This window comes from uncultured Sunxiuqinia sp. (genome assembly GCF_947495665.1).
GTDB lineage: Bacteria > Bacteroidota > Bacteroidia > Bacteroidales > Prolixibacteraceae > Sunxiuqinia > Sunxiuqinia rutila.
On record NZ_CANLZV010000003.1, the window covers coordinates 299,779 to 321,027 of the forward strand.

Genomic DNA, 21,249 nt, shown 5'->3' on the forward strand with positions numbered 1-21,249 from the left:
TTGTGAAGAATTTCTTTTTCGAGGCGAAATTGGTTAATTTGCGTGTCTCATTTTTCGAATATCCCTATATTTGTTCGATTTGGAACACGTTTCCTTAAAACATAATAAAAAAACCAAAATTATTATATAATCTTTTCAATAACATAAAGCTATGGCAGATTTCAAGTATCAAAAACCATTTCCAATTTTAAAAGACACCACACCTTATCGCTTGTTGACGACGGATTACGTGTCAACGGTGGAAGTTGATGGCCGGAAAGTCCTGAAAGTTGATCCGAAAGGACTGGAATACCTGGCAAAGGAAGCTTTTGCTGATGTTTCTTTCTACTTAAGACCAACACACCTGGAAAAGCTGAAGCACATTTTAAGTGATGAAGAAGCTTCGGATAACGACCGTTTTGTGGCACACACCATGTTGATGAACCAGGTGGTGGCAGCGGAAGGTGAATTGCCAACCTGCCAGGATACAGGTACTGCCATTGTTGTGGCTAAAAAAGGAGAAGATGTTTACACAGGTGCATCTGATGCTGAGTTCTTATCGAAAGGGATTTATGACACTTACCAGGACCGCAACTTACGCTATTCGCAAGTGGTTCCTTTTTCAATGTTCGAGGAAAAAAATACAGGCAACAACCTGCCGGCTCAAATTGACATCTATGCCGAACAAGGCAATCAATACGAATTCTTGTTTGTAACTAAAGGTGGTGGTTCAGGTAACAAAACCTTCCTGTATCAGCAAACCAAATCATTGTTGAACGAAGAGAACCTGACCAAATTTGTTCAGGAAAAAATTAAAGACCTTGGAACTTCTGCTTGTCCTCCATACCACTTGGCTTTGGTTATTGGCGGTACTTCGGCTGAAGCAACGCTGGCTACGGTGAAAAAAGCATCAGCCGGATACTATGACCATTTGCCAACAGAAGGAAATGAGGGCGGACAGGCTTTCCGCGACTTGGAGTGGGAAGAAAAAATACAAAAGATTTGCCAGGATAGCGCCATTGGTGCTCAGTTTGGTGGAAAATACTTCGTACATGATGTACGGGTGATTCGTTTGCCACGTCATGCTGCATCTTGTCCGGTAGGGCTGGGCGTAAGCTGTAGCGCCGACCGCAATATCAAAGCAAAAATTACAGAAGAAGGTATTTTTGTAGAGCAACTGGAGAAAGATCCGGCGAAGTATTTGCCTGAGCAAGCTCCTGAATTGGCACCAGCTGTTGATATCGATCTGGATCGTCCGATGGAAGAAGTATTGGCTGAGTTGAGCAAATACCCGACCAAAATGCGTTTGAACTTGAAAGGAACACTGATTGTTGCCCGCGATATGGCGCATGCTCGTTTGAAACAAATGGTTGACGAAGGAAAAGAATTGCCTGATTACTTCAAAAAACATCCGGTTTACTATGCAGGTCCTGCAAAAACTCCGGCAGGTATGCCTTCCGGAAGCTTTGGCCCTACAACGGCCGGACGTATGGACCCTTATGTTGATCTGTTCCAGAGTTTAGGTGGTTCTATGATTATGCTGGCTAAAGGAAACCGCTCGCAGCAGGTGACTGACGCTTGCCAGAAATACGGTGGTTTTTACCTGGGGTCAATTGGAGGCCCGGCTGCTATTTTAGCTAAAACGAACATTAAGTCCGTTGAGGTTGTTGATTTCGAAGAATTGGGTATGGAAGCCATCCGCAAAATCCGTGTGGAAAATTTCCCGGCCTTCATCATTGTTGATGACAAAGGAAACGATTTCTTCAAACAGGTTTAATCGTTTTATCAATCAAAATATAAACCTGGGAAGGTCATTTCAACATACAGAAATGACCTTTCTTTTATACTAATAAGTGCCTTGTTTGCAATTTTGAAGCGTTGCAGAACGGGCCATAATTATTGAGTTGTTATTTCATGATAAGTACTTGAGTTGATTGGCGGGTATAACATTTGTGTTAATAATGACGTTGGAAAAACAAAGAGAAAACTATGAAATCAAGATCAGGTATTTTAATTGTAATGATTGCGCTAATGGCAGGTGGTTGCGGGGCGCCAAAAGTAACCACATCTTACCGGAATATGGCACAGCAGGCTGTTGCAGCAGGAAATTTTGAGGCGGCAACCGAAAACTGGCGGTTGTATTTTGAACAGCAATTGCTTGAAGGAAATGAGGTTCCCCCGGCCTATTATGCCGAAGCTGCGAAAATGGCTACGCAGGCCAATCAATCCCAACTGGCTTTGAATTGGCTGGAGCAGGCCCAGTCGCTTAATTATTCCGATTCGGACATGTACCTGAACCTGGCGGCTCTTTACGAACAAAAGAAGAACCTGTCCAAAGAGCTGGCAGCACTGGAGTTTTTTCAGGCCAATTATTCCGATCAGCCTGAACTGAAAAAGGTGAATGCACGCTTATTTGAAATCTACAGTGAGATTAATGAGCGTGAAAAGGCTTTGGCCTTATGGCCATCTTTGAGAGTGGAAGATCGTCAGCAAGAAAAATACCTCGATCCGTATTTTTCCATTCAGAAGAAATTAAAGAATGAAGCTGTTTGTGACTCTGTTGCAGAGGAAATTCTGGCACTCAATCCGAAGCATGTAGCCGCCTTGGAATGGCTGGGAATAAAGTACTACAACCAGGCAGAAAACCGGTACCAGAGCGAGATGAAGAAATACGAAGAGAACCATACGCGGGTGCAGCACATCAAACTCACCCAGGCGCTGAAAACGGTAACGGCCGACTTTCAGAAATCGTTGTCCTACTTTAAGCCTTTGTGGGAAATGGATCAAAATTCACGCTATGCCGCTTATTTGGTCAATATTTATACCCGGTTCGAAGATCCAAAATCGGCTAATCTGTATCGCAAATATTTGGAGTAGAAAGCACTAAGTCCAGCCTGATTCACCTGTAATTCTGTTCGCGTTGTTTAGGCTGAATCCATGGAAAATAGTATATTCGCCGAGATTAAAATTTGAATTTATGTTGAAAGGAATTATGTCTATATCAGGCCAACCAGGACTCTTTAAACTGGTGGCTGAAGCAAAAAACAGTATTATCGTTGAATCTTTGGTGACTGGGAAAAGAATGCCAGCTTATTCTACATCGAAGATTAGTGCGTTGGAAGATATCGCTATCTTTACTGAAACAGGAGAAGTGCCTTTGAAAGAAGTTCTTAAAAGTATTTCTGAAAAGGAAAATGCTGGCGAAGTAGCTAAAGTGAGTTCAGGGAATGAGCTGAAAACGTATTTCGGAGAAATTCTTCCTGACTATGATCAGGATCGCGTTTATGTTTCGGATATGAAAAAAGTCATTCAATGGTACAACTTGCTGCAGAGCAAAGAATTGCTGAACTTTGACGAAGAAACAGAAGCGGACGAAACACCCGAGACTGAGACAGAAGCTTAATAGCTAAGCTTACAAGAGAATACAAAAGTAGCCAATCAGCTTTTTCAGGAAGCGGGTTTGCTACTTTTTTTTATTATGCTGAAATTTGTTTGCATGGAGCAAAAAATTCTCAGGCACATCATTGATAATTATCGCACGAGCTTTAGTCAGAATTTGGTGATTACTAACCAAAAAGCAGTTGGAGGAGGATGTATCAGTACCAGTATTAAGCTGGAAACCAACCACGGAAATTTCTTTCTGAAATGGAATGCCAATACGCCGGCTGACTTGTTTACTCGTGAAGCGGAATCTCTACAAGCACTCGGCGAAGCCGACCAATCAGACCTGCTCATCCCCAAGGTTGTTCTGGCTCATGAAGCCGGTCAGCTTCCCGGCTATTTACTGATGGATTATTTAATGCCCGGGCATGCTCCTTCCGAAGATGAAAAGTTGGGCATGGGCCTGGCCCGACTGCATCGAAAAACAAATAAGGCGTTTGGATTTTCGCATAACAATTACTGTGGCGCCACCGAACAGGATAACCGGTGGAACAGCGATTGGATTGCTTTCTTTGGATCTCAGCGCATTCTTTACCTGGTTGAAAAGATCAGCCAGCATCGGGCACTCGCTTCCAAAGAAAGAAACACCTATGAAAAACTGGTGGCGCGCTTGCCGGAGCTTATCCCTGCTGATACTACTCCGTCGCTGATTCATGGCGACCTGTGGTCAGGCAATTACCTTTATACTTCGCAGGGGCCAGCCTTGATTGATCCGGCAGCCTATTATGCCGACCGCGAAATGGAACTTTCCATGATGACCATGTTTGGCGGATTCTCACGAACATGTTGGAGCGCTTATCAAAATGAGTTTCCTTTAAATCCCGGTTGGGAAGAACGGATCGAACTATACCAACTTTATCATGTGTTGAATCATTATTATTTGTTTGGCGGTTTTTACGGCAGCCAGGCACTCAGTCTTGCTCTGCGTTTTCTGTAATCAGTAGTTGGTAGAAAAGGACGGTCTAAATATAACAATATAAATAAATTAGGTATATTTGGTTGTTGAGGTTCTGATTTGTTCAATCTTTAAATAACCGACTATGGATGCTAAACTGAAAACAAAGATCAAAGAATTTGTATTAAGTGAAGTTAATGAGCCTGTTGCTGCAGCAACACCTGATCCCTTTTGGCAAAGCCTGAAAAATACCGGTACCGAACTGTGGCTGGACACGGGGGATATCGATGAAGCGAATAAAAACTGGACCTCCGAAATGACGGCCTTAACCACCAATAACACCTTAATTAATAAAGAAATTCAGAAAGGAATTTATGACGAACTGATCGGTCAGGCGAAAGCAATTGTTCAAGATTTACCTATCCGGGAGCAGATCATGGAAATAGCCTTTATCGTAAACGCCAGGCACGGCTTGAGGCTGGCTAAAAAGTTTGGGGGATTTGTCAGTGTTGAACTGCACACCAATACAGCCCACAATATGGAGGCTACGGTAGATTATGGGTTGCGCTATTTCGAACTTTGTCCTGAGCAGTTTATTGTCAAGGTTCCCTATACGGCTTCGGGAATGCTTGCTGCGCGCAAGTTGCGGGATTTAGGCGTAAAAATCAATTTTACGCTTGAATTTAGTGCTCGCCAGAATGTTTTGGTGGCGTCAATTACAAAACCCAATTACCTGAATGTTTTCCTGGGGCGCCTGGGGGCTTACATTAAAGACAATGGGCTTGGAGATGGTTCCGGAGCAGGGGAAAAGGCCGTTCTTGAAACCCAGCGTTGGGTGACCAAACTGACTTCAAAAAATAAGGTTCCCACCAAGCTGATTGCGGCCAGCTTGCGCAGTGCCAGCCAACTGGAAGATTTGGCCGGAGTGGATGTATTTACCATGCCAACTCAGGTAGCCGCAGCAGGAAAAGCAAGCCTGAAGGGGAACTTCAGCTCCAGGCTTGATGCTGATTACCCCGTTCACTTAAATTCGCCGGAAGATGAGCCTTTGATTTCGAAGCTGTGGCATGTTTCGGAAGAGGAACTTGCGCTGGCCCTGGACCTTGGTGCCAACCTCCCTCAGGATGGCAATGAATTGATTCAGCGAGTGCATGATGCCGGCTTCCGAGATCTGTTCCCGTATTTAAGTGATGAGGATCTGGAGGATATTGCCAGTGACGGCAAGATTCCGGTTCACGAGCGATGGGCTTCAAGAATAAAGTCTGGCGAACTGGCTGTTGATACCTTGCTGAATCTGGCCGGGCTGGCCAGTTTTACAAAAGATCAGGCACAGTTGGATGCACGGATCGAACGGCTGATCAGTTAAAGTTTGGCTTAACAGATCCTTTTTTTGCCTGTCTCAAATTTCGACCAATTGGTTTTTAATGGCATACATCACCAGTTGAGCGGTATTTTTACTCTCACTTTTCTCCAGAATATTGGAGCGGTGTTTGTCAACCGTTCGCTTGGAAATGAATAGCTGATCGGCAATTTCCTGGTTTGAAAATCCCTGGCAAATGAGAATCAGAATTTCGGTTTCCCGTTCGGATAATACATTCTGTTTTTCATGATGTTGAGACTTGGATCGCAGGCTGCTGACCAGATTCTGCAGGAGTTCGGAAGAAAAATAAGTACCCCCTTCTGCTACCGTTTCCAGTGCCTGTTTGACTTCCTGAATATCTGAATCCTTCAGCAAAAAACCTTTAACTCCGGCATCAACCATTTTGTAGTAATAATCCTCTTCCCCATACATCGAAAGGGTAATAATCTTCAGGTCGGGATTCTTTTTGATGGCCCGGCTGGCAGCCTCAATACCATCCATTACCGGCATGTCAATGTCCAGCAGCACCAGGTCAGGGGTTTGTGTTTCCAGCAAGTCCAGAAATTCCTGCCCGTTAGCAGCTTCTCCGCTTACGGTGTACTCGTTCAGGTTGTTTAGCAAAATTCGCAAGCCATTGCGAAATAAGGTGTGGTCGTCGACCAGCATGATATGGTAGTTGGGTTTATTCATCCTTATCTATTTTTACTTTGATGTTGACACGGGTACCTTGGTGAGGTTTACTTTCAATATGCAGTTCACCTTTCAGCGAATTGATGCGCGAGTAAATATTGGATAAGCCCATTCCTCCCGTTGAAGGCTGCTTCTCCAGTTGTTTTTTGTTGAACCCAATGCCATCGTCCTTATAGGTGATGACAAGCTCCTGCTCGATGTGCTGAAGGTTTATGCGTATATTTTTGGCTTTGGCGTGCTTAATGGTATTGTTAATCAGCTCGCATACCACCCGGTAGAGCACTACCTCAATGTTGTTGGAAAACCGCTCGTTTGTAATGTTCGAACTCAGGTGAATGCGAATAGCTTTGGTTGCATTGATCTTGTTGGTGAAATTGCGCAAAGCACGCAGCAGGCCAAAGTTGTTGAGGACATGCGGACTCAGGTTATCCGAAATTTCTTTAAGCGATTTCATGGCTTCATTGATGACCATTTCGGTGTTCGATACAATTTCCCGCGAAGCCTGGTCGTGTTCCAGCTGAGCGAGCGATGAAATGGACATTTTTACTGTCGACAGCAAAGGCCCCAGACCATCGTGCAGGTCTTTGGCAAAGCGCTTTCGTTCTTTTTCTTCGGTTTGAATGATGGCATTCAGAAACATCTTTTCCATCAGGCGGCGCGAATCTTCTACGCGTTTCATGTATTTAAAAATCCGCTGAATCATGAAAACGCCAATGGCAAAGGTGAGGGAAATAACCACGCCAAACCAAATGACGACTTCACCCAGCTCTTGAGGTTCAAAATTGCTGATGAAGGGCAGGAATTCAACCATGCGGCTGATGGCCATGACGATGAAGCCAACGGTCAGCAAAATCCAGGAGAAATTGAATTTAGTGACGCGGGTGAGCTTGATGGCAACCCCTGCCGCAAAAAACTGGAGGATGATGGAAAATCCTAATAAAACTTGAAGTACCATGCGTGTTGAATTTGAGCTTCCTGCAAATGTACAATTGCCAAAGGGCTTTTCAAACTTTGAATGGCCGGCAGCTGAAAGAAAACAGGATTTTGCTGTAGTTGAATCTGGTTTGAAGCAATGACTATTTGCTGCTTGCTTGAGTCGGATCGCAATATTATTGTACTTTTGTTTAACACATACTTTCAGTTAACTTTTTCGAAAATAAGCATGTCGAAACTCAAAATTTATAAAGCCTCAGCCGGCTCCGGAAAAACTTTTCGCCTGGCCCTTGAATACCTGAAGATTGCCCTGGATAACGAGTGGAACTACAAAAACATTTTGGCAGTTACCTTTACCAACAAGGCCACCACGGAAATGAAAGAACGGGTGATAGAAGAGCTTTATGTGTTGGCCAAAGAAAAGCCTTCGCCTTACTTGCCTTTACTGAAGCAGGAAATGAAGCTGAGTGAGCCGGATATTGCTGAACGTGCACGAAAAAGTCTGAAACGGATTTTGCACGATTACTCGCGTTTTTCAATCAGCACGATTGACAGTTTTTTTCAGCGGGTTATCAAATCGTTTAACCGCGAGCTGGGCATCAATTCATCGTACCAGGTTGATTTGGAAGACAACCTGATTCTGGAGGAAGCAGTGGACGAATTGCTGCTTTCCATCGAAGATAACCCGGAGTTACTGGAATGGTTGAAGAAGTTTGCCAATGAAAAGATCAGGGAAGGCGGTGGCTGGAACCTGAAAAATGATATTCTGAAGTTGGGCGTGCAAATTTACAATGAAACCTTCAAGGCACTGAACCAAACCCTGCACGAGAAAATCAATGATAAAGCATTTATCACGCAGTACCAAAAGGATCTGAATCGTCTGATTTTTCAGTTTGAAAGTAATTTGAAACGAATTGGGCGGGCTGGTTTACTGACCATGCAGCAACATGGCGTGTCGGTGGATGATTTTAAATATAAGAAAAGCGGTGCTTGCAGTTCATTTCAACGGCTGACCGATTTGAACCTGGATAACTGGCCCGGCACCCGGGTGCTGGATGCAGCCAACGATCCGGAAGTGTGGACGAAGAAGAACGACAAAGCCAATGTGATGGAAGCGGCCGTTGCTTTGCAATCATTGTTAAATGAAGCGGTTGAGTTTTACTTTCAAAAACTGCACGAATACAACAGCGCCAAACTCATCGTGAGCCAACTTTATACCTTAGGGATTCTGGTTGACTTGCAAGCCATGGTGCGCAAAGTAACGCAGGAGAAAGGTGTTGTGCTGATTTCTGAATCGGGAACCTTGTTGAAAAGCATTATCGATGATTCGGACACGCCGTTTATCTATGAGAAAACCGGTGTTTTTTACAACCACTTCATGATTGATGAGTTTCAGGACACCTCGGGCTTGCAATGGGGAAACTTCCGCCCTTTGATTTTAAACGCTCTTTCAGAAGATCATTTGGGCATGGTTGTAGGCGATGTGAAACAAGCCATTTACCGGTGGCGAAATGGTGACTGGAACCTGCTTGCAGGCGAAGTGAATGCGCAGTTTCCCGGCAATGGGGTGGAAGAGGAGACTTTGCAAAAGAACTGGCGAAGTACCGGTAATATTATTCGCTTCAATAACAGTATTTTTCAGGTCATGCCTTATCTGTTTCAGCAAAACATCAATGAGGAGCTGGAAGCCAATCGCCTGAAGGATAACGAAATGTCGGGGCAGATTGAAGCTATTTACGGACAAAGTTTGCAAGAGATTGCGAATACCAAGCTGGAAAACGATGGCGCGATTCGGATGCGGTTTTTCGATAAGCCGAAGGAGGAAGAGAAGGAAGAACTGTTGGAGACGATTCTGGATGAATTGGTGGAAAGAATCAAGGAAGTTCAGTCAAGCGGAGCCAGCGCTTCGGAGATTGCGGTATTGGTGCGTAAAAAGGACGAAGCCAAGATGGTGGCCGATCGCTTGCTGCAGGAAAATGCGCTGGGCGATTCTGCTTACAATTTCAATATTTTATCCAGCGAGTCGCTTTATGTGAAAAACTCACCGGCCGTAGGTTTTGTGCTCGCTCTGCTTCAGCTGTTGGCCGATCCGAACGATGCGGTGGCATTGGCGCTGGCCAATCATTTGTACTACAATGAGCTGTATGATCAGCTTCAGGCTATTCATCGGGTGCCCGATTTGTCTTTTCCTTCTTCTGACCAGCTCTCACTTGGTTTTGATGCGCTGGTTAAACCGGATGATATCAACTGGTTCGAAAAGCTGACGGATGACAGTAACAAACTTTCTGACTTCTTGTCCAGCTTTTATTTTTCGGAAACACTTGGGGGGCGCAATATTCAGGAAATTAGCTTTAAAGTGTGCGAGCTGTTTAACCTTTTCAGCCTGAAAGAAGAATTAGCCTATTTGCAGGCTTTTATCGATCAGGTGGCGGGTTTTATGAAGAGCCGGACCACGGATATTGCGGCTTTCCTGCTTTGGTGGGAAGACCAGGGCCAAAAGAAAACCATTGCCGTTTCGGAAGAACTGGATGCCATTCGGATTCAAACCATCCATAAAGCGAAAGGGCTGGAGTACAACTATGTTTTTATTCCGTTCTGCGACTGGAAAATTGATGTGTCGCCGCAACACGCGCCCATGCTGTGGTGTCGTCCGCAGTTGCCGCCCTTTAATCAACTGGAATTGGTGCCTGTTAAATTTGAAAAGCGAATGGGGGAGTCTATTTTCTTCCGCGAATATTTTCAGGAAAAAATAAGCAACTACATCGATAATTTGAACATGCTTTACGTGGCTTTTACACGCGCCCGGACCGCTTTGTTCACCTGGTCAGTAACAACTGGCAAGTTTGGCAACATGGCTGATGTGTTGCTTCATGCTTTGGAAAAGGCCGCTGCTTTGTCGCTTACACAGGATCAAGCCTTGTTTTGCCAGTTGGCTGAACATTACGATGCCGAGACCATGAGCTTTGCCATGGGCGCTATCAAGCCTTCCACGTCCAAAGGAAAAATGTTTGAAAATCGCCTGGAAATGAATCAGTTTCGCTTTGCTGATTTTCATGATTACCTGAATTTGCGAAAGCACAATGAGCATTTTTTTGTTGCGGATGAACTGGCATCGACGAAGATTAACAAGGGAAAGGTGTTTCATGAAGTGCTGGCGAAAATCTCAACGGCCGATGATGTGGATATGGCGGTGAAATCGTTGGTCTTTAAGGGCGTTGTGCAGGCGGATGAAGCCCAACAAATGACCCAACAGCTGAATGAACTGGTGACTGACCCGGAGGTGAAAAGCTGGTTTGATGGCACTTATCGCGTGTTGAACGAACGCTCGGTGTTAACCGGAGAAGCCGTGAAACGCCCCGACCGCATTATGCTGGGCGAAAAAGAGGTGATTGTGGTTGACTATAAATCGGGCGAAAAAGAGTTGGATAAATACCATTACCAGGTGCGTAGTTACGTAAATGAACTGAAGCGTTGCGGCTATCCCCATGTTTCGGGCTATATTTGGTATACGCAAAGCAATAAACGGGTAAAAGTGGATGATTAAGTTTACTTTACGCAGAGCGCAGGCGATTGGTATGAAACTTTTCCTTTCGTGGAGTTGCCACATTTGCCCAAAAATGTAATTTTGTCAAAAAAAATTAAATCATGATTCAACGTATTCAAACTATTTATATGCTTATTGCCGCTATCTTGATCGGCGCTTTGTTTACTCTTCCATTTGCTGAAATTGTGGCACACAACGAGTTGTACCTGTTCAATATTAAAGGTATTCTGAAAAATGACGAACTGATAAACAACGGACTTCCGATCATGCTTTTTGTCGGGCTTATTCTTGTGCTGCATGTTGTGGCTATCTTTCTTTATAAAAACAGGGTATTGCAGATGCGCGTGCTTACGTTTACCATCATTTTGTTGTTGGGGCTGTTTGGCATGTTTTACTTTTTTACCTACTACGATTTTAAAGGAGCTGAAATCAGTTTTAAGTTGTCTGTTGTGTTTCCTCTAATTGCCATTATTCTCGATTACCTGGCCATTCGTAACATCCGGAAGGATGAAGATTTGGTTCGCTCATTGAACCGGATTCGATAAGCATTGAAATAACATTTTTGAAAAGCACTTTCCGTTGGAAGGTGCTTTTTTTTGTGGTAAACAGTTTGCCTCGGCCTGGAAATGGACCGTTTTCTGAAAAGGGACCATCTTGGGGGAGTTTATTTTGAATGATGGTTGGAGTGAGAGTTGGGCTGTTAAGTCCTTAGGCAGGTTATAAGATGTGAGAATCCTGGGTTAATTGCACTTGAACGAATCTCACGAGTAACTTATCCGGAAGATTGAATTGTTGCAGAGTAAGTCGGACAGCAGCTTTTTCGCACCTTATTGACACAAAAAAAGCAACACCCCGTAAGATGTTGCTTGACCTATTTCCAAGTGTTTTGTTGGATTCTAATTGCTCATAAGTTTGAAATATAGGTTTTTTTGTAAGAAAAAGGTTGTTAGTTATACCAAGCCACTGAATCCCATGAATGCCATAGCCAAAATGCCGGCAACAATCAGGGCAATCGGTGTTCCTTTCAATCCTTTCGGAATGTTCATTAGGTCGAGGTGTTCACGCAGGCCGGCAAACAGCACCAAGGCTAAGCCAAATCCAATGGCGTTTGCAATGGCAAAAACCACGCCTTCCATCAAATTAAATTCTTTCTGATAGGTAAGGATTGCCACACCTAAAATAGCACAGTTCGTCGTAATTAGTGGCAAGAAAACGCCCAAGGCCTGGTAAAGCGATGGACTCACTTTTTTCAGGATAATTTCAACCAATTGTACCAATGAAGCAATAACCAGAATGAAGAAAATGGTTTGCAGAAACTGTAAACCCAGCGGGTTCAGAATCGATACCTGAATCAGGTAAGTTACAATCGTTGCAATAACCATCACAAAAGTTACCGCACCGGTCATGCCTACAGCTGTCGAGATTTTCTTGGAAACACCCAAAAACGGGCATATCCCCAGGAATTGGTTAAGTACAATGTTGTTGACAAAAATAGCCGATATAATGATAATAATATATTCCATGGTAAGACCTCCTATGCTTTATTCATTCGGTTGATTAATGCAATCAGGTATCCCAGAACAATAAATGCTCCCGGGGCCAGTACAAACAGCAACATGCCATAATCTTCGGGGAAGATTGCGATGTCAAAGATTTTTCCACTACCCAAAAATTCGCGGGCAGCTCCCAGCAGGGTTAAGGCAAACGCAAAACCTAAGCCCATTCCCAAGCCATCGATGGCAGAGGAAACAAGGGTGTTTTTCGAGGCGAAGGCTTCTGCCCGTCCCAGTACAATGCAGTTTACCACAATCAGCGGAATGAATAAGCCCAGACTTTTGTAAAGGGCTGGCAGGTAAGCTTGCATCACCAGCTCTACAACTGTTACCAACGAGGCAATAACTACAATGAAACTGGGGATTTTAACTTTGCTGGGGATGACATTTTTGATGGCTGAAATGACAATGTTTGACATTAGCAACACAAAAGTTGTTGCCAGACCCATACCCAATCCGTTGATGGCCGAAGAGGTAACTCCAAGTGTTGGACACATGCCAAGCAATAAGACGAAAACCGGGTTTTCTTTGATAAATCCTTTGGTGAAGTTCTTCATTTGATTCATGACTGTCCTCCTTCATTCAATTGATTGGTACTGATTTCCTGCTGATCCGGATTGTTTTTGTAGGTGTTGTAAGCCCTGACAATCGCATCTAAAAAGGCGCGGCTGGTAATTGTTGAAGCGGTGATTGCATCCACATCGCCACCATCTTTGCTCACTTCAAATTTACTTGTTGCCGGACTTTTGCCAATAATGTTTTGTCCGGGTTTGCTTTCATCTTTAAACCAAGTGTTCATTTTGGCTCCTAAACCCGGCGTTTCTTTGTGTTCAAGTACCTCAAAGCCTGTAACTGTTCCATCGGGAGCCAAACCAGCCATAATGCTGATCAGTCCGCTAAAACCATCTTTGGTAAAGGTTTTTACTGCAATTCCCACCAACTGTTGGTTGGCATCGTAAGCCGGGAAAAACTCCAGGCTGTCAGTCGCATCTTCGGGCAGTACTTTATAGGAGTCGCCGAGCGTGTCGAAGGCCGGCAAAACGCTTTCAATCGCTTCTTTTTGTGCTTTTTGTTTGGCCAGGGCAATATCACCTTTGGTCAAGTCGTAAATAAAACCCAGTATCGTTGCCGCAATCAAGGTAACCAAAAACAGGGTCAAGGTCATGTTTAAAAATGTCGATTCTTTTTGTGCCATTACTTCGTCCCTCCAAATCGTTTTGGTTTAATATATGCGTTAATGAGCGGCGTAAATCCATTCATGATCAGGATGGCGAAGGATATTCCTTCCGGGTAGGCTCCAAAGTTTCTGATTAAAACTGTCAGAACCCCGATTCCGACTCCAAAGATCAGTTGTCCCTTAACGGTCATGGGCGAGGTAACCATATCCGTCGCCATAAAAATTGCGCCAAGCATAGCTCCACCGGTCAGCAGGTGGAAAACCGGTTCGATAAAGTTTTCGGGATTCAGCATCCACAAGGCTCCCTGGAAAATAAAAATGGTTCCCAATACGAAGACGGGGATGTGCCAGGTAATAACTTTTTTCCAGACCATATAAGCAAATCCCAGCAACAGAAACAGGGCTGAAATTTCACCAAGCGAACCCGGCATGTTTCCATACAGCAAATCCATGTTGGATGGCAGGTTTAGCATAACTTCGCTTACCGGCTGCCCTGCTTTTACACCTTCTTTTAAAAGTGCCAAAGGGGTAGCTGTCGTTAAAGCGTCAACAGCAGCATGTTGGGTTACCGGCCAACTGGTCATGTGCACCGGAAAAGAAATCAGCAAAAACACGCGGCCAACCAAAGCCGGGTTAAACGGATTGTTTCCCAAACCTCCGAAGGATAGTTTTCCAACACCAATAGCAACAAGGGCTCCAACGATAATCATCCAGGAGGGAAGACTTGCCGGAACGTTAAAGGCTAAAAGGATGCCGGTAAGTGCGGCTGAACCATCGGTAATTTGCGGGACTTCTTTTAACAGAAATTTCTGAATCAGAAATTCGAAGGCCATACATGCGGCAACAGCTAAAAGTGTAACGCGAATGGCTTCGAAGCCAAACATAAAAACGGACCAGGCTAAGGCCGGCACCAGTGCCAGAAGTACCCGGTACATAATTTTATTCACCGAATCGCTGGTATGAACGTGCGGTGAAGGTGATATTGTTAGCAATTTACTCATCTCTTGTTGATCAGAATTATGAATTTTACTTACGAATTAGTTTTTTCTTGAGCGAATGATGGAACCCACTTTGCCTTTTCCCAGGCGGATATAATCCAGCAGAGGACGATCAGCCGGGCAAGTATAGCTGCATGAACCACATTCGATACAATCCATGATGTGCTGTTCTTCTGCTTTCTCCCACAGCTTTTTATCAGAAACAGTCATCAGGTAATAGGGCTCAAGACCCATCGGGCAAACCGTAACACAGCGGGTACAACGGATGCAGGTTTTCATCTGTTCCCGTTTGGCTTCCTTGTCCTGCATGATCAGGATTCCTGATGTTCCTTTCGTTACCGGAACAGTTGTGGAAGCAATGGCTTTTCCCATCATTGGGCCACCACTGATAATTTTTCCGGCATCTTCAGGAAGTCCGCCTGCCGCATCAATCAGCTCCTGAACGGGTGTTCCGATGCGTACTAAAAAGTTAGAAGGCTTGGCTACCGATTTTCCGGTGATGGTCACCACGCGTTCAACCAGCGGTTTATTTTTCTGAACGGCTTCATACACAGCCAGGGCTGTGCCTACGTTGTTAACCACAGCGCCAACAGCAATGGGAAGTGCGCCAGAGGGTACTTCGCGGCCGGTAACTGCTTTGATTAATTGTTTTTCACCGCCTTGTGGGTATTTTACTTTCAAAGGAACCACTTCGATGGATGCATCCGAAGCCGTTAGTTTTTGAAGGTGAGCAATGGCATCGGGCTTATTGTTTTCAATACCGATGTAAGCTTTTTTGACTTCTAGTGCGCACATCAATAGGCGAATTCCAACCAGCAGTTCCGGTGCTTTTTCCAGCATCACCCGGTGATCCGAGGTCAGGTAAGGTTCGCACTCTACGCCATTGATCAGCAGCATTTCGGCAGTCATGCCTTGTGGTGGCATCAGTTTTACGTGGGTAGGGAAGGTGGCTCCTCCTAAGCCCACAATTCCGGCTGCATTAATTTTATCAATGATTTTCTTGCTGTCTGCTTCAAATTTTTCAACCAGCTTATCTGAAGTGTCAATGCCTTCCGCCCATTCGTCGCCTTCCACATCAATAAAAATGCCTTGCTTGGGATAGCCGGAGCTATCGGGCGACAAATCAATTTTTTTGACGGTTCCGGAAACGGATGAGTGAATGTTGGCAGAAACAAATCCCCCGGACTGGGCAATGAGTTGTCCTGCTTTCACTTGATCGCCTTTTTTAACCAGGGCTTGTGCTGGTGCTCCAATATGCTGGGCTACGGGGATAAAAACGCTTTTGGGCAAAGCCAGTTTTTCAATGGCTTTGTCGGCTGAAAGTTTATTTTCTGCCGGATGAACCCCGCCGAGTTTGAATGTTTTTAACACGATGGCCTCCTATTTTAATCTAAGTTTTCGGTTTTCTTTTCTTCAGAAGCAGTACTTTCTGGTTTGACAACTGCTTCCTTCTTTACTGCCGGCTTAGGGGGCAGGTCTGTTTTTATTTTGCGAGGTGGGAACCCTACTTCAATTATGGCATTGGTAGGACATTCAACCACACATTTACGGCACAATTTACACTTGTCTGAATCGATGAAAGCCAAGTTGTTGTTCATGGTAATCGCATCGAAGGGACAAACTTTAAAACACTTGGAACAGCCAATACAGGCCACTGCACAGGATTTTTTGGCTACGCCGCCTTTGTCTTCATTTCTGCAGGAAACAAAAATTTTCCGGTCTTTGGGGCCCCGTTTTCTGAGCTCAATCAGCGTTTTCGGACAAGCTTCCACACAGGCACCGCAAGCGATACACTTGTCGTCAACAACTTCCGGCAAGCCGGTTTCGGGATTCATGTGCAAGGCGTCAAAGTCGCAGGCAGCAACACAGTCGCCATGGCTCAGGCAGCCAAACTGGCATCCGGTATCGCCACTGTACAGCGAAGCGGCTGCAGCACAAGAAGAGGCTCCATCGTACTGGTTGGTCTTCGGACGATGTTCACAGCTCCCGTTGCATCGAACAACGGCTACACGAGGATCCTGCTGAACGGCTTCAAGTCCCAGTACACCGGCTACATCGCCCATGCAATCGTTTCCACCAACGGGACAAAAAAGATCCGACAAGTCGTTTTCTTTCACACAGGCTTCGGCAAAAGCCCGGCAGCCTGCGTACCCACATCCGCCGCAATTTGCGCCGGGGAGTGCGTTTTCAACTTCATCGATCCGTGGATCTTCGTATACTTTAAACTTTTGAGCAACAAAGTACAAAATGACAGCAGCCAAAATGCCAATCGCACTCAAAGCAATCATGGTATAAATAATCGTATCACTCATAATTATTGTAAAGGCTTGATTTCAAATTCAAAGCTTTTGCGAATTCTGTTTCTCGTAAAATAAAGGATTAAATAATACGGAATAAGAATTGACAGCGAAAGCAATCCACTGATTCCCTCGCTAAACTGCAAACTGGTCAGTGTAATTAATACAATCATAATTAGTAGGAAGGGGAGGAGGTAGCCATAAAAAAGGGCTTTGAACCCCTGAGAGGTTTTGCCCACCACTTCAACGGTTTGGCCCACATGGAATTCGCCCGAAAAATGATTGATTTCTATTTCTTTTTCTTTCATGTCAGCGGCAGAACACATGCCTTTGGCATGACAGGCAGAGCAGGCTGACTCGTTGATAATCTCAACAAGAATTCGTTGAGCAGAAAGTGCTTTAATAATTCCTTTGTGTGAAATTTCTCCTGACATCTTTTCTACTTCCTAGCATATTTATGACTGCAAAACTAAAGATGTTTAGATAACTCGGTCCCTACTTTAAATCATTTTTAAAACATCAACTCCTATTTATATTTATTTTAAATAATTGTCATTTATAGGTGTCTTGGATCTGATTGACTATCAGTATTATGAAGAGGTGTATGACAAAGATCATTGTTTTCTGCCATCTGGAGATGGCAGTGTTTTGCCGATAAATTAATCTCTGTTTTGCAATGTGGCGGTATTTTTAGCGTGCCTGATAAGCAAAAAAAAGCAAAAGCTGTTAACTAATCTTAGCTAATTACGCTCCAATTGAACTCGGCATTCTTCATTTTTAGGTAGTGATAACGAAGCAATTTGTTCTCTTCTTTTTCCAATCGGGGGTCATCCTCTAGGATCTCGCTGGCAATCATTCGCGCTACACGTAAAATTTCACCGTCTTTTCCCAGATTGGCAATATTCAGGTTAACACCCAAGCCACTTTGCTGCGTGCCTTCAATATCGCCAGGCCCTCTTAGCTGAAGATCCACTTCGGCAATTTCAAAACCATCATTGGTTCGTACCATGGTTTCGAGCCGTTTGCGGCTTTCATTGCTAATTTTGTAGGACGACATCAGCAGGCAGTAGGATTGCGAGGCTCCACGTCCAACACGCCCGCGAAGCTGGTGAAGCTGAGACAGACCAAAGCGTTCAGCACTCTCAATCACCATCACCGAGGCATTTGGAACATCAACGCCTACTTCAATAACGGTGGTGGCCACCATGATTTGTGTTTTGCCTTCTTTAAAAAGTTGCATTTCAGCCTCTTTTTCGGCGGGCTTCATGCGCCCGTGAACCATGCTAAGCTTGTATCGGGGGAAAACCTCTTGCATTAGTTCATAGCCGTCCTCCAGATTTTTGTAATCCATCTTTTCCGACTCGCTGATGAGCGGATAAACAATGTAGGCTTGCCGACCGGCATCGATTTGCGAGCGAATAAATTGATAGACTTCTTTCCGGCGATTTTCAAAAAAGTGCTTGGTTGAGATGGGTTTACGTCCTGGTGGTAGCTCATCAATAACCGAAACATCCAGATCACCATAAAGGGTCATGGACAGGGTTCGGGGAATTGGAGTGGCAGTCATCACCAAAATATGAGGCGGAATGCCGGCATTTTTTTTCCATAGCTTGGCGCGTTGGGCCACGCCAAAGCGGTGCTGCTCATCGATGATGACCAAACCTAGTTGGTTAAAACTAACAGAATCTTCAATCAGTGCGTGCGTGCCAATCAGCAATTGAAGTTCGCCGCTTGCAAGTTGCTCGTGAATGACCTGGCGTTCCCGTTTTTTGGTCGATCCGGTTAATAAGGCGATGTTGACCCCCAGTCCATCAAGCATTTTTTGGATGGTGTTGAAATGCTGAATGGCCAGAATTTCTGTCGGAGCCATTAAGCTGGCCTGGAATCCATTGTCGAAGGCCAGCAGCGCCACCATAAGGGCGACCAGTGTTTTGCCACTGCCCACATCGCCTTGCAGCAGTCGGTTCATTTGTTTACCGGAGCCAAGATCCTTGCGGATCTCTTTTACAACTTTCTTTTGAGCACCGGTCAGTTCAAAGGGCAGGTTGTTGGCATAAAAATGGTTAAAGTTGTAGCCTACCTTTGAGAAGACAAAGCCTTTAAAGGCTTCCAGCCGACGGTGTTTTAGACTGATAATTTTTAGTTCAATGTAAAAAAGCTCTTCAAACTTGAGCCGAAAAGTGGCTTTTTGCAGCAAGTGAGTACTTTCTGGAAAATGAATTTGATGGAGCGCATCGCTGAGGCTCATCAGCTTTAAAGGTGCCTTGATTTTCTCGGGCAAGGTTTCATAAATCTTTCCCTGAATTTGATTGGCCAGACTAAACTGAATTTTATTTAAAGCGTTGGTATTCAGAAAACGCTTTTTGAGCTTTTCTGTGGTGTTGTAAAATGCCTGAAGAACACCAGTTTTAAATTGCTCACTTTGGCGGTCTTCCACTTCGGGATGAATGATGTTGACCCGGCCGCTAAACACAGATGGCTTACCAAAGACCACATAGGTTTTTCCGGGGACCAGGTTTTCCAAAATATATTTAGTCCCTTGAAACCAAATTAAATCCATGCTGCCTGTTTCGTCATAAAAAACGGCACTCAGGCGTTGTTTCCTTCCTTCGCCTAAAAGCTTAAACGAACGAATTTTTCCTTTGACCTGGATGTAGGCCTGGTCGGCACGTACTTCGGCAATCTGGTGAAAGCGCGTCCGGTCAATATAACGATAAGGGAAATAATAAAGCAGGTCGCGAAACGAACGAATACCCAGCTCTTTGTTAAGTAGTTCTGCTCGTTTGGGGCCTACTCCCGGCAAAAATTTAATGTCTTGATCTAAATACTCAGGCATGAAGCAAAGATAAAAAACAAATACCAGCAGCGAATAACCCTATAAAAAGTAGTTATTAAGATTATTCTGTTTGTAAAACGAAATTAATTGCATGGTTTTTGTATGATCGTGAATTTAATCATGATTTATGAAAATCAAAAATACTTTCGTTAAGTGAAAATCTAGGACTATATCCCTATATTTACGAATCCAATGACGAATAAACGATAATTTTCCTAATTAAATACTGAAAGCTCAATTCTAAAAAATGAAACAAGTAATCAACCTTACCGACATTGTCAAAAACTATAAAGTAGGGACACAAGTGGTGCGTGCTTTGCGTTCCGTCAGTCTCACAATCAACGAGGGCGAATATGTGGCCATCATGGGGGCATCGGGCTCCGGAAAATCAACGCTGATGAATGTAATTGGCTGTTTGGACACTCCAACAAGCGGAAAATATGTTTTGAACGGGCACAATGTTAGCGATTTGACCGATGACCAGTTGGCTGTAATTCGGAATCGGGAAATCGGCTTTATCTTTCAAACATTTAACCTGTTGCCGCGAAGTACGGCCTTGGATAACGTGATGTTGCCTTTAATTTACTCCGGGGTTAAGAAACAAGAAAGACAGGAACGAGGAACGAAAATATTGACTGATGTGGGCCTGGCTGACCGGATTGAGCATAAACCCAACGAATTGTCGGGGGGACAGCGGCAGCGTGTGGCTGTGGCCCGAGCGCTAATTAATAAACCTGCTATTTTGTTGGCTGATGAGCCAACAGGGAATCTGGACTCTAAAATTTCAGAAGAAATTATGCAGCTTTTTGCCGATATTCACCAAAAAGGCAATACGCTGATTGTGGTCACTCACGAGGAAGATATTGCCTTGCATGCTCATCGGATTATTCGTTTGAAAGATGGGCAGATTGAATCAGATGAAGTTAACCCAAATCCTGTAATTTGATGGATAAAGAAATTCGAATATATACAAAAACCGGCGATGATGGCACTACTGGTCTTATCGGTGGAGCCCGGGTGAAAAAATACGATGTTCGCCTGGAAGCCTACGGGACCGTAGATGAGTTGAATAGTTACCTGGGGCTAATTGTTGCCATGGGGATTGATGAGCATGCGCAGGCGATTTTAAAGCAGATTCAGTCCTTGCTGTTTTCAGTAGGGGCTCAATTGGCTACCGATGATTCAGCGGCTGATTTCAGAAATCAGATTCCCTGCAAAGATTCAGATATTGCTTTGCTGGAAAATGAGATGGATGAGATGTTTAAGGTGCTGCCCAAACTGAGTCAGTTTATACTTCCTGGCGGAAGTCCGGCAGCAGCGCATGCGCAGATTGCAAGAACCATTTGCCGAAGGGCAGAACGGCGTATTATTGAGCTATCTGAAAAAACAGATGTCAATAAAAACCTGATAAAATTCATAAATCGCCTTTCAGACTACCTTTTTGTGCTCGGACGCAAGATCTCATTTGATGATCAGGTGCCTGAAAATACCTGGAATTCGGGAGTTTGAGCAAAACTCATTTTTTCTTAGGTATTGCTGTAATTTT

At 44.4% G+C, this 21,249-nt stretch carries 20 protein-coding genes; 10 read left to right on the forward strand and 10 right to left on the reverse strand.

From position 1 onward, the window contains the following. Positions 1-151: 151 nt before the first annotated feature. The 5 genes from Q1A18_RS06380 (at position 152) to Q1A18_RS06400 (ending at position 5,681) form a co-directional block, all read left to right on the forward strand. Positions 152-1,756 (forward strand): fumarate hydratase, encoded by a 1,605-nt coding sequence (locus Q1A18_RS06380; protein ID WP_299578094.1) that lies wholly within the window; start codon positions 152-154, stop codon positions 1,754-1,756. 212 nt (positions 1,757-1,968) lie between these two features. Further along, positions 1,969-2,856, forward strand: coding sequence for a hypothetical protein (locus Q1A18_RS06385; protein WP_299578095.1), 888 nt, complete (start codon positions 1,969-1,971; stop codon positions 2,854-2,856). Between the two features lie 100 nt (positions 2,857-2,956). Next, complete coding sequence (locus tag Q1A18_RS06390) at positions 2,957-3,382, forward strand: DUF5606 domain-containing protein (RefSeq protein ID WP_299578096.1); 426 nt, start codon at positions 2,957-2,959, stop codon at positions 3,380-3,382. Between the two features lie 93 nt (positions 3,383-3,475). Beyond that, positions 3,476-4,357: a fructosamine kinase family protein gene (locus tag Q1A18_RS06395; protein WP_299578097.1), complete on the forward strand. Its 882-nt coding sequence runs from the start codon at positions 3,476-3,478 to the stop codon at positions 4,355-4,357. 103 nt (positions 4,358-4,460) lie between these two features. Further along, on the forward strand, positions 4,461-5,681 hold the full coding sequence (locus Q1A18_RS06400; protein WP_299578098.1) for a transaldolase family protein: 1,221 nt from the start codon (positions 4,461-4,463) through the stop codon (positions 5,679-5,681). A 33-nt stretch (positions 5,682-5,714) separates the two neighbouring features. On the opposite strand, the gene Q1A18_RS06405 is transcribed toward Q1A18_RS06400, so the two are convergent. Together Q1A18_RS06405 and Q1A18_RS06410 are read right to left on the reverse strand one after the other, a co-directional pair. Further along, positions 5,715-6,365 (reverse strand): response regulator transcription factor, encoded by a 651-nt coding sequence (locus Q1A18_RS06405; protein ID WP_299578099.1) that lies wholly within the window; start codon positions 6,363-6,365, stop codon positions 5,715-5,717. Further along, positions 6,358-7,320 carry a sensor histidine kinase gene (locus tag Q1A18_RS06410; RefSeq protein ID WP_299578100.1) on the reverse strand — a complete coding sequence of 321 codons (963 nt, stop codon included), beginning with the start codon at positions 7,318-7,320 and terminating at the stop codon, positions 6,358-6,360. The genes Q1A18_RS06405 and Q1A18_RS06410 overlap by 8 nt, the downstream gene beginning before the upstream one ends. On the opposite strand from Q1A18_RS06410, the gene Q1A18_RS06415 reads away from it, so the two are divergent. The 3 genes from Q1A18_RS06415 to Q1A18_RS06425 all read left to right on the forward strand — a co-directional run bounded on the left by Q1A18_RS06415 (position 7,319) and on the right by Q1A18_RS06425 (position 11,387). Further along, complete coding sequence (locus tag Q1A18_RS06415) at positions 7,319-7,441, forward strand: hypothetical protein (RefSeq protein WP_299578101.1); 123 nt, start codon at positions 7,319-7,321, stop codon at positions 7,439-7,441. The two genes, Q1A18_RS06410 and Q1A18_RS06415, sit on opposite strands and share 2 nt — an antisense overlap. An 86-nt stretch (positions 7,442-7,527) precedes the next feature. Further along, positions 7,528-10,842, forward strand: coding sequence for a UvrD-helicase domain-containing protein (locus Q1A18_RS06420; protein ID WP_299578102.1), 3,315 nt, complete (start codon positions 7,528-7,530; stop codon positions 10,840-10,842). Positions 10,843-10,943: 101 nt separating this feature from the next. Then, complete coding sequence (locus tag Q1A18_RS06425; protein WP_299578103.1) at positions 10,944-11,387, forward strand: DUF4293 domain-containing protein; 444 nt, start codon at positions 10,944-10,946, stop codon at positions 11,385-11,387. 405 nt (positions 11,388-11,792) lie between these two features. On the opposite strand, the gene rsxA is transcribed toward Q1A18_RS06425, so the two are convergent. The 8 genes from rsxA to recG all read right to left on the reverse strand — a co-directional run bounded on the left by rsxA (position 11,793) and on the right by recG (position 19,703). Then, positions 11,793-12,365: an electron transport complex subunit RsxA gene (gene rsxA / locus Q1A18_RS06430; protein WP_299578104.1), complete on the reverse strand. Its 573-nt coding sequence runs from the start codon at positions 12,363-12,365 to the stop codon at positions 11,793-11,795. An 11-nt stretch (positions 12,366-12,376) separates the two neighbouring features. Further along, the gene (locus tag Q1A18_RS06435; RefSeq protein ID WP_299578105.1) at positions 12,377-12,961 is read right to left on the reverse strand and encodes an electron transport complex subunit E; all 585 of its coding nucleotides are present in this window, start codon (positions 12,959-12,961) and stop codon (positions 12,377-12,379) included. Then, positions 12,958-13,590 (reverse strand): RnfABCDGE type electron transport complex subunit G, encoded by a 633-nt coding sequence (locus tag Q1A18_RS06440; protein ID WP_299578106.1) that lies wholly within the window; start codon positions 13,588-13,590, stop codon positions 12,958-12,960. The genes Q1A18_RS06435 and Q1A18_RS06440 overlap by 4 nt, the downstream gene beginning before the upstream one ends. Next, positions 13,590-14,573: an RnfABCDGE type electron transport complex subunit D gene (locus Q1A18_RS06445; protein ID WP_299578107.1), complete on the reverse strand. Its 984-nt coding sequence runs from the start codon at positions 14,571-14,573 to the stop codon at positions 13,590-13,592. The genes Q1A18_RS06440 and Q1A18_RS06445 overlap by 1 nt, the downstream gene beginning before the upstream one ends. 36 nt (positions 14,574-14,609) lie before the next feature. Next, complete coding sequence (rsxC, locus tag Q1A18_RS06450; protein ID WP_299578108.1) at positions 14,610-15,941, reverse strand: electron transport complex subunit RsxC; 1,332 nt, start codon at positions 15,939-15,941, stop codon at positions 14,610-14,612. 14 nt (positions 15,942-15,955) lie between these two features. Next, entirely contained in the window at positions 15,956-16,882 is a 927-nt protein-coding gene (locus tag Q1A18_RS06455) for a Fe-S cluster domain-containing protein (protein ID WP_299578109.1), read from the reverse strand. Positions 16,883-16,884: 2 nt separating this feature from the next. Continuing rightward, a complete protein-coding gene (locus Q1A18_RS06460; protein WP_299578110.1) occupies positions 16,885-17,301 on the reverse strand; it encodes a SoxR reducing system RseC family protein in 417 nt (138 codons plus the stop codon). 302 nt (positions 17,302-17,603) lie between these two features. After that, a complete protein-coding gene (gene recG / locus Q1A18_RS06465; RefSeq protein ID WP_299578111.1) occupies positions 17,604-19,703 on the reverse strand; it encodes an ATP-dependent DNA helicase RecG in 2,100 nt (699 codons plus the stop codon). Positions 19,704-19,950: 247 nt separating this feature from the next. On the opposite strand from recG, the gene Q1A18_RS06470 reads away from it, so the two are divergent. Continuing rightward, on the forward strand, positions 19,951-20,649 hold the full coding sequence (locus Q1A18_RS06470; protein ID WP_299578112.1) for an ABC transporter ATP-binding protein: 699 nt from the start codon (positions 19,951-19,953) through the stop codon (positions 20,647-20,649). After that, complete coding sequence (locus Q1A18_RS06475) at positions 20,649-21,212, forward strand: cob(I)yrinic acid a,c-diamide adenosyltransferase (protein ID WP_299578113.1); 564 nt, start codon at positions 20,649-20,651, stop codon at positions 21,210-21,212. The genes Q1A18_RS06470 and Q1A18_RS06475 overlap by 1 nt, the downstream gene beginning before the upstream one ends. The last annotated feature ends 37 nt before the right edge of the window (positions 21,213-21,249 follow it).